Source organism: Bradyrhizobium sp. 45, assembly GCF_023073155.1.
GTDB lineage: Bacteria > Pseudomonadota > Alphaproteobacteria > Rhizobiales > Xanthobacteraceae > Bradyrhizobium > Bradyrhizobium canariense_D.
The window spans coordinates 134961-141057 of the sequence record NZ_JADPIX010000024.1 but is presented as its reverse complement, the minus strand read 5'-3'; the positions used below and the strand labels follow the sequence as shown (position 1 = coordinate 141057).

Genomic DNA, 6097 nt, shown 5'->3' with positions numbered 1-6097 from the left:
GCCCGGGGCCTCTCGCACCCGAACGCTGCCGCGTCCACCGCAAGCCCGGCTCGCGAACATGACGACCACAAGATCGCCCCTCAAGGATGAGCCGGGATGCGCGACACATACGCCATTTCCGAATTTCGGTAAAGTGGAATATTTTTGCGGCGGCGGATTGACGGGGGCGACACAGAGGAGGTCCGGTAACCCGGATGAGCGAAGCTATATCCGGGGTTTTCGCTAGCTAGCCGCACTAGCGGTCCCGGATGTCGCTTCGCTCATCCGGGCTACAGGCTGCGAGAGGCGCTCGCTACAGGCTCACCCCGTCGGGGTACCCTGCTTCCATTGGCCGCCGGCGATTTTCGCGGCGGCGATCACGGCTTGGGTCCGACTTTCGACGCCGAGCTTTTGCAGGATCGCCGAGACATGCGCCTTGATGGTGGCCTCGGAGACGCCGAGCTCATAGGCGATCTGCTTGTTGAGCAATCCCTCCGACAGCATCATCAGAACCCGGACCTGCTGCGGCGTCAGCGTCACCAGCCGGTCGCGCAGGCGCGTCATGTCGGGGTCGGCGACTGCCGACAGATCAGTGTCGGCGGGAACCCAGACGTCGCCCTCCATTACCTTGAGGATCGCGTCGCGCAAGGTGTCGACGCCGAAGCGCTTCGGGATGAACCCGGAGGCGCCGAAGTCGAGCGAGCGGCGGATGGTGGCGCTGTCGTCGGACGCCGAGACGATCACCACCGGAATAGCCGGATATTGCGCGCGCAGATAGATCAGGCCGGAAAAGCCGGAGATCCCGGGCATCGACAGGTCGAGCAGGATCAGGTCGACGTCGGAGGTCTGTTCCAAAAGCTTGGTCAGATCCTCGAACGATCCAGCCTCGTCGATCCTGGCCGAGCTCAGGACGCCCGTCACCGCCTGCCGCAACGCGTCGCGGAACAATGGGTGGTCATCGGCAATGATGAGATGGGTCGAGGGAGCGTTCATCGTTCTCTTGCTGGCAATCGCACCGGGCCAGTAAGCCGGCGCGGGGCCCTGGTCAATTCTTTCCCGACCAGCCGTGGCATGCAAGTGGACATTATCCCTTTGCGGCAACGGGGTTAATCCACAGGCCGGCACTATGTTGCCGGATGGAAGGCTCGCAGTGTCAGGCGAGCGTCAGTGTGAAAGGCCGAAAGTCGTATTGGGGCGGGTTTCACGCCAATGTTACCTTGGGGGCAAGGCTTGGGTTGATCCGGCATGACCGGACATCCAGGGCGCGAGGAAACGATTTTTCGGGGAGCGACTCAACATGTCGACAATGGCTGTGTCTCAAGCAGGCGCGGGAGGGATGACGAAGGACGAACGGTTCGTCATTCTCGCCTCCTCGCTCGGTACCGTCTTCGAGTGGTACGACTTCTATCTCTACGGTTCGCTGGCCGGCATCATCGGCGCGCAGTTCTTCTCGGCCTATCCGCCGGCAACCCGCGACATCTTCGCGCTGCTGGCCTTCGCGGCCGGCTTCCTGGTGCGCCCGTTCGGCGCGATCGTGTTCGGCCGTGTCGGCGACATCGTCGGCCGCAAATACACCTTCCTCGTCACCATCCTGATCATGGGTCTGTCGACTTTCATCGTCGGCCTGCTGCCCAACGCTGCCACCATCGGCATCGCGGCCCCGATCATCCTGATCGCGCTGCGTCTCGCCCAGGGCCTCGCGCTCGGCGGTGAATATGGCGGTGCGGCCACCTACGTCGCGGAGCATGCTCCGAACGGCAAGCGCGGTTACTACACCTCCTTCATCCAGACCACGGCGACGCTCGGCCTGTTCCTGTCGCTGCTGGTGATCCTGTTCACGCGCTCCGCGCTCGGCGAACCCGACTTCGCGGCATGGGGCTGGCGCATTCCGTTCCTGGTCTCCGTGCTGCTGCTCGGCGTTTCGGTCTGGATCCGGCTTCGCCTCAACGAATCCCCGATCTTCCAGAAGATGAAGGACGAGGGGAAGAGCTCGAAGGCCCCGCTGACGGAAGCCTTCGGCAACTGGCAGAACGGCAAGCTCGTGCTGCTGGCGCTGTTTGGCGGCGTGATGGGCCAAGGCGTGGTCTGGTACACTGGCCAATTCTACGCGCTGTTCTTCCTGCAATCGATCCTCAAGGTCGACGGCTACACCGCCAACCTGCTGATCGCCTGGTCGCTCCTGCTCGGGACCGGCTTCTTCATCGTGTTCGGCGTGCTCTCCGACAAGATCGGCCGCAAGCCGATCATCCTCGGCGGCTGCCTGATCGCGGCGCTGACCTTCTTCCCGATCTTCAAGATGATCACCACCAATGCCAACCCGGCGCTGGAAAAGGCGATCGAGTCGGTCAAGGTCGACGTGGTGGCAGATCCCGCAGGTTGCGGCGACTTGTTCAATCCGGTCGGCACCCGCGTCTTCACCTCGCCTTGCGACACGGCACGTGCCTACCTGTCGCAGTCGTCGGTCAAGTACTCGACCACGCCAGGTGCGGCAGGCTCCGGCGTGAAGGTGATGGTCAACGGCAAGGAAGTTCCCTACGCCAACGCCAAGGACGGCAATCCGGCAGTGCTCGCCGCCGTGCAGGGAGCCGGCTATCCGAAGGCCGGAGATGCGGGCATCGTGAAGATGGCGCATCCGTTCGACATCTTCCGTCCGCAGGTGGCCGCGGTCGTCGGATTGCTGTTCGTCCTGGTGCTCTTCGTCACCATGGTGTACGGCCCGATTGCCGCGATGCTGGTCGAACTGTTCCCGACCCGCATCCGCTACACCTCGATGTCGCTGCCCTACCACATCGGTAACGGCTGGTTCGGCGGCCTGCTGCCGGCGACCGCCTTCGCGATCGTGGCCTCGACGGGCGATATCTATGCGGGCCTCTGGTATCCGGTCATCTTCGCGTCGATTACCGTCGTGATCGGCTTGTTCTTCCTGCCGGAGACCAAGGACGTCGATATCAAGTCGACCTGATCGACGCAGATCGAGATCAACACCAACCGGCCGCGGTCTCCGCGGCCGGTTTTGTTTTGGCCTACTGATTGCTACCGAGGAATTGCAGCACCACCTCGCGCCGGTGCGGGCGGGCGCGATGCTCGATCAGATAGATCGCCTGCCAGGTGCCAAGCGCGAGCTTGCCGCTCAGGACCGGCACATGAAGCGAAGTCTGGGTCAGCATTGTCTTGACGTGCGCCGGCATGTCGTCCGGTCCCTCGGCATCATGCGTCCAGCCGGCGTTCTCGGGCGCGAGCCGGGACAGAGCCGTGGTGAGATCCACGAGCACGGAAGGGTCGGCGTTCTCCTGGATCGTCAGCGATGCGGAGGTGTGACGAACGAACAGCGTCAACGCGCCGTCTCGCGCGCCTGCCTCCGCCACGAACTTCGCAGCTTCAGCGGTGAGATCGGTGAAGCCGCGGCCGGGCGTCTGCACGGTCAGCAGCGACGATGCGATGGTGGTGGCTTGCACCGACGATGGCGCCGAGCGCGTGATGGATTTGGCTGATGTCATCATCACTCTCTCAATTCGGAAAGCTGCCATAGGTGGGCAAAGCGAAGCGTGCCCACCGACTCACGCAACGAAAACAAAAATGGTGGGCACGGCGCGTCGCGGCCTTGCCCACCCTACCGCATCTCGCCACGTGCTAAATCTTCCCCGACACGTCCTTCTGCACGCGGTTGGCCATGTCGATCAGCCGGCGCCAGGCCCTTTCCAGGAATGACATCACGCGATCGACGTCCTGGTCGCTCGGCAGCGGGATCTCGATCCTGCGCTCGCCCTCGGCGGCCTTTGGTGCTTGCGGCTCCGCCTTCTTGAGCGGATCCGTTTTCGGCAGCGCCTCGTCGATCTTGCCTGACACGGTCGGCCCCGCCGCAAGCCGTCCCTTCAGCGTCTCGACTTCGGCCTGGAGCCTGCCGATCTCGGCGTCGAGCGCGGTACGTTCATCGGGCACCGCGTAGCAGGCCCAGCCGGCGCCGCTGCGGGTGCAGGTCGACACCGTGCCGGTGCGGCTGTCGAGCCGCAGCACCCCCTCGGGGATGGGCGTCATGCTGTAGCGGCCGTTTTCGCTGTCGGGCGCGGATTGCGCGACGAGGCAGCCGCCGCTGATGGTCAACACCGCGGCGAACGCCGCCGCCGCCAGCCATGATGCTGTGGATGAATTCGCTGCTCTCATCGCGTTCTCCGCCACGACGCGCAGGTAGCACGTCCAAAGATGGCGCTCATAAAGGTGGCACGTCTCGCAATTCTACACCCCGGCGAGGCGATCCGCCGCCCAAAACGCGCCTTTGACATGAACGATCACGGCGCCCCCTTTGATCCCGGCAGCCGGGCGAAATGGCGACGGCATCCGCCGATCCAGCGGAGACCTGCTGCGGTGCGGCGTCACGCTGTGTGCAGCGCTGCCGCCCGCGCCGATATTGTAAGATAAATCAAATACATAACAGGAATGGACACAATCGTGACTTGGCTTGACTTGATTATGGGCCATCAGTATGGTCCGCGCGGCTTTTGAGGGTGGCGGGCGTAATTTCCATTCAACCGCGGCGTTTCGGGTCTTCGTTGCATGACACAGGGCACGGGACACGGCGAGAATGGAGATCGCGATAGATCGCCCGAGGAAGCTGCGCTTTCCGAACGGCTCGGAAATCTTGATCAGCGGTTGTCCGAATTTCGCGGCCGCCACGTCAAGACCGAGCAACCCGCAGGTGACGGTGAGGACAGAGCGGCCAGAGCCTCGGCGATGGCGCTTGGTTTTCGGTTATCCTCCGAGTTGGTCGCCGGGGTCGTTGTCGGAGCGGGGATTGGCTGGGGTTTCGACCGCTTGCTGTCGACGTCGCCTTTCGGATTCATCGTGTTCCTGCTGCTGGGCTTCGTCGCCGGCGTGGTGAATGTGGTGAGAACGGCAGGCGCGGGTCAAAACAGGCGCGGTGGTTCTTAGGCGGTCCACACCAGGAGAGGAATGATCGTGCCGGCTCGTGCCGGTACGGGCCGGGCCCGACCGGCAGACCGAGACCCGCCGGCATCGCCCGGCAGACCAAGAGATGCCGCGCTGATGAAAATCGATCCGATCCACCAGTTCAACATCGAGCCTCTCTTCACCCTGGGCCATATCGGCAACCACACGATCGCCTTCACCAACTCGTCGCTCTACATGCTGGTGGCGGTCGCGATCATCTCGATCCTGATGCTCGCCAGCGGCACGCAGCTGGTTCCCGGCCGGCTGCAGTCGGTCGCCGAGATCTCCTACGAGTTCGTCGCCTCCACCATCCGCTCGACCGCCGGCGCGGAAGGCATGAAGTTCTTCCCGCTGATCTTCTCGCTGTTCATGTTCATCTGCGTTTCGAACCTGGTCGGCATTATCCCCTACACCTTCACGATCTCGAGCCATCTGATCGTCACCGCGGCGCTCGCGCTGCTGGTCTTCTTCACGGTCCTGATCTACGGCATTGCCAAGAACGGCCTTAAATTCTTCTCGATCTTCGTGCCCCACGGGGTCCCCGGCTACATCCTGCCGCTGGTGATGTTCATCGAGATCCTGTCGTTCTTCCTGCGGCCGGTTTCCCACAGCGTCCGTCTGTTCGCCAACATGCTGGCCGGCCACATCGCGCTGAAGGTGTTCGCGGGCTTCGTCGCCATGCTCGGCTTCTCGCTCGGCGCCCTTGGCTGGGTCGGCGGCGTGCTGCCGCTGGCGCTCACGGTCGCGCTGTACGCTCTCGAGATTCTGGTCGCGTTCCTGCAAGCCTATGTGTTTGCGATCCTGACCTGCATCTACCTCAACGACGCCATTCATCCGGGACACTGAGCGGTCCGGGGAATTTCCACCCAAAACCCAATCTTTCTTCCAAGGAGTCTAAAATGGATCCGGCAGCAGCAAAACTTATCGGCGCGGGCATCGCATGCATCGGCATGGGCGGCGCGGGCGTCGGCGTCGGCGTGATCTTCGGCAACTACCTCGCCGCGGCCGTTCGCAACCCCTCGGCCGCTCAGGGCCAGTTCGGCAATCTGATCTTCGGCTTCGCCGTGACCGAAGCGCTCGGCATTTTCTCGCTGCTGATCGCGCTGCTGCTGCTGTTCGTTCCGCTCTGAGAACGATTTTTCGCGCCGCTTCAACCGAGGCGACGCGCATGACT

At 63.3% G+C, this 6097-nt stretch carries 7 protein-coding genes; 4 read left to right on the top strand and 3 right to left on the bottom strand.

Annotation, left to right across the window (positions count from 1 at the left end):
* Positions 1–300: 300 nt before the first annotated feature.
* Positions 301–972 (bottom strand): response regulator transcription factor, encoded by a 672-nt coding sequence (locus tag IVB42_RS04210; RefSeq protein ID WP_018459987.1) that lies wholly within the window; start codon positions 970–972, stop codon positions 301–303.
* Between the two features lie 343 nt (positions 973–1315).
* Between IVB42_RS04210 and IVB42_RS04205 the strand changes: the two genes are divergently transcribed.
* Positions 1316–2941 (top strand): MFS transporter, encoded by a 1626-nt coding sequence (locus IVB42_RS04205; protein ID WP_018459988.1) that lies wholly within the window; start codon positions 1316–1318, stop codon positions 2939–2941.
* A 61-nt stretch (positions 2942–3002) separates the two neighbouring features.
* Here the strand turns inward: IVB42_RS04205 and IVB42_RS04200 are convergent, their stop codons facing one another.
* Together IVB42_RS04200 and IVB42_RS04195 are read right to left on the bottom strand one after the other, a co-directional pair.
* Entirely contained in the window at positions 3003–3476 is a 474-nt protein-coding gene (locus tag IVB42_RS04200; RefSeq protein ID WP_026233919.1) for a secondary thiamine-phosphate synthase enzyme YjbQ, read from the bottom strand.
* A 133-nt stretch (positions 3477–3609) separates the two neighbouring features.
* Positions 3610–4140, bottom strand: coding sequence for a hypothetical protein (locus tag IVB42_RS04195; protein WP_026233920.1), 531 nt, complete (start codon positions 4138–4140; stop codon positions 3610–3612).
* A gap of 390 nt (positions 4141–4530) precedes the next feature.
* On the opposite strand from IVB42_RS04195, the gene IVB42_RS04190 reads away from it, so the two are divergent.
* The 3 genes from IVB42_RS04190 (at position 4531) to IVB42_RS04180 (ending at position 6053) form a co-directional block, all read left to right on the top strand.
* Positions 4531–4905, top strand: a complete 375-nt coding sequence (locus IVB42_RS04190) for an AtpZ/AtpI family protein (protein ID WP_018459992.1) — start codon at positions 4531–4533, stop codon at positions 4903–4905.
* A gap of 114 nt (positions 4906–5019) precedes the next feature.
* Positions 5020–5769, top strand: coding sequence for a F0F1 ATP synthase subunit A (locus IVB42_RS04185; RefSeq protein WP_018459993.1), 750 nt, complete (start codon positions 5020–5022; stop codon positions 5767–5769).
* A 53-nt stretch (positions 5770–5822) separates the two neighbouring features.
* Positions 5823–6053 carry a F0F1 ATP synthase subunit C gene (locus IVB42_RS04180; RefSeq protein ID WP_007599451.1) on the top strand — a complete coding sequence of 77 codons (231 nt, stop codon included), beginning with the start codon at positions 5823–5825 and terminating at the stop codon, positions 6051–6053.
* Positions 6054–6097 lie beyond the last annotated feature (44 nt).

Bases quoted from the DNA above. Each gene is read 5' to 3' on its own strand.
- IVB42_RS04210 (WP_018459987.1), bottom strand. From the start codon at position 972: ATGAACGCTCCCTCGACCCATCTCATCATTGCCGATGACCACCCATTG.
- IVB42_RS04205 (WP_018459988.1), top strand. From the start codon at position 1,316: ATGACGAAGGACGAACGGTTCGTCATTCTCGCCTCCTCGCTCGGTACC.
- IVB42_RS04200 (WP_026233919.1), bottom strand. From the start codon at position 3,476: ATGACATCAGCCAAATCCATCACGCGCTCGGCGCCATCGTCGGTGCAA.
- IVB42_RS04195 (WP_026233920.1), bottom strand. From the start codon at position 4,140: ATGAGAGCAGCGAATTCATCCACAGCATCATGGCTGGCGGCGGCGGCG.
- IVB42_RS04190 (WP_018459992.1), top strand. From the start codon at position 4,531: ATGACACAGGGCACGGGACACGGCGAGAATGGAGATCGCGATAGATCG.
- IVB42_RS04185 (WP_018459993.1), top strand. From the start codon at position 5,020: ATGAAAATCGATCCGATCCACCAGTTCAACATCGAGCCTCTCTTCACC.
- IVB42_RS04180 (WP_007599451.1), top strand. From the start codon at position 5,823: ATGGATCCGGCAGCAGCAAAACTTATCGGCGCGGGCATCGCATGCATC.